The following is a 1,954-nucleotide window of genomic DNA, read 5'->3' as shown; positions in this document are numbered from 1 at the left end:
TTTTAGAACAATACACTTCTTGAATATTTTCTATTCTATTATTACGTAAAAATGCCCTAATATGCTCTTCTGAGTTCGAAGATATAACCGCAATCCCGTAGCCTTTTTTATGTAATTCATCTAAAACATCCTTCATCCCATGGAATAAAACGAGATCTTTTATAGCAGGTTGATATAATTTATAAAACTCTAACGCTAATATCGGTAATTTATACAGTGGTACATCGAGTTGTTTACATCTTTCAGCAATAGTCAGTTTTCGTAAAGGCTCGATTTCTTCCTCACTAACTGTCTTATATCCATGCTTTTCAGCAAGTTGATTATAAATTGGTACAAATATATTTTGTGAATCTACTAACGTGCCATCAAAGTCAAAAACAATGTATTTTTGCATTCCCAGACTCCCTTTGTTTTTTTCCTAAACCTATGTTATTCAACAGCATAAATGTCTTACCCTTTCATACACATAAAAAAAGAACAAGATTTTCTCTTGTTCTTCATTAAGACAACCATTTCGGCGGTACATTCGTATTCCAATAAATATTTCCTAACTCATGGTGTCCTGAGTATCCATCATCAAAACGATGATAGTGGAAATTAAAATAATATCCATCTTGCGGTGGATGATCTCTCCTTACATGAAATCGCAGTAAGTCATTTCCTGATTTCGTGTCATAAACATGAAAAATCTTTTCATTATTTCCGCCAGCTGGTCTTTGAGAAATCGCTAATGATTGTAACGATTCTTCTGGTACATCATTTGCAAGTTCCGCAATTGCCTCTTCAATTTTAGGTAATACAACATCTTTAAATTCATCTTCAATTACAGGCCCAATTTTAGAGCCAAATTTTTGCATAGATTGCTTCTCTGCTTCTTGCATCGCATAGTTAACAAAAGTATCGGTGGTTAACCTATCATTCGTTTCTTCATATGTATAGGACGTACTCTCCAAATTTTGTTGCCCAGCTGTGCTCGTAGGCTTGTCCGCAGCTTTGGCATTATCAAGTAATATGGAAGGAGGCGTCACTAAACCAAACGTAAATACGGTAATTAATGCGACTAAGGTTTTTCTAAACCAATTTGGCATTTATGTTCCCTCCCCTTTCACTCATTATATTTTATTTAACGGTTGTTTCTTCTATTATACAAAATGATTGTAATTTTTGCACTTTACAAATTTGTTAACGTTCACATATTTTTCACTTGAATATGAAATTGTAAGATTTCATACACTAGAAATACAACAACAATGAGGAGGCGATCAAATGACTTTAGATGTCATATATTCCGCCGCAAGCATACTCGTTTTAGTATATTTTATTTATCAGTGTGTTACAGACTAGAAAAAAGAGCCATTTCCGGCTCTTTTTCTATGGTAAAAATACAATCCAACCAATGAATACTATAAAAATAACTCCAATAATTACTGCTGGCAATAAATAAAACTGTGAGAGGATGACTGTTCCATACATAAATACGACTGGAAGGAGCAAATAACGATCCGCCTTCCACCTTAATAATAGTAATTCTCCTTCATCACAATATAAATGTAGAAACATTTTCTTCGTAAATTCATTCCAATAATCACGCGCATAGAGAGAAATAGCAACTATAGCAAATACAAGAATAATAGCTGTTATCCACTGCGGAGTCACGATAATACTTACAGTACTTATACATACAATTTGAACATAAAACATTAAAGTACTACTTGTACGCAAAAATTCTTTTAAAAAAGCTTCTACAATACGCGAATCAGATTTTTTTCCTAATATCTTTTTAGAACGAGGGAACATCCACGGTTTTTTATTCGAACTACTCGGCTTCGCAGCATGGCCACCAACTTGCATAATCCCTACCGTCCAACGCATACTTTCTTCTTTTTCTTTCTCAACTTCTTTAAAAAAGAAATTTTTACAATTCATCTTTTCTTTTACCAAGACTATAGTAAAT

The 1,954-nt window shown here is 33.4% G+C and carries 3 protein-coding genes; all 3 read right to left on the bottom strand.

What is annotated here, in order from left to right; all coding sequences use genetic code 11:
* The coding region (locus tag AB3X48_RS21645) for an HAD hydrolase-like protein (protein WP_367959928.1) at positions 1-394 on the bottom strand (394 nt) is incomplete at its 3' end.
* A 106-nt stretch (positions 395-500) separates the two neighbouring features.
* Positions 501-1,088, bottom strand: coding sequence for a YpjP family protein (locus tag AB3X48_RS21640; protein ID WP_002031682.1), 588 nt, complete (start codon positions 1,086-1,088; stop codon positions 501-503).
* A gap of 283 nt (positions 1,089-1,371) precedes the next feature.
* The coding region (locus tag AB3X48_RS21635; RefSeq protein WP_367959927.1) for an ABC transporter permease at positions 1,372-1,954 on the bottom strand (583 nt) is incomplete at its 5' end.

This window comes from Bacillus sp. S4, assembly GCF_040838205.1.
Lineage (GTDB): Bacteria > Bacillota > Bacilli > Bacillales > Bacillaceae_G > Bacillus_A > Bacillus_A cereus_U.
Note: the sequence above shows the minus strand (reverse complement) of the source record. Positions and strands in the feature narration are given on the sequence as shown.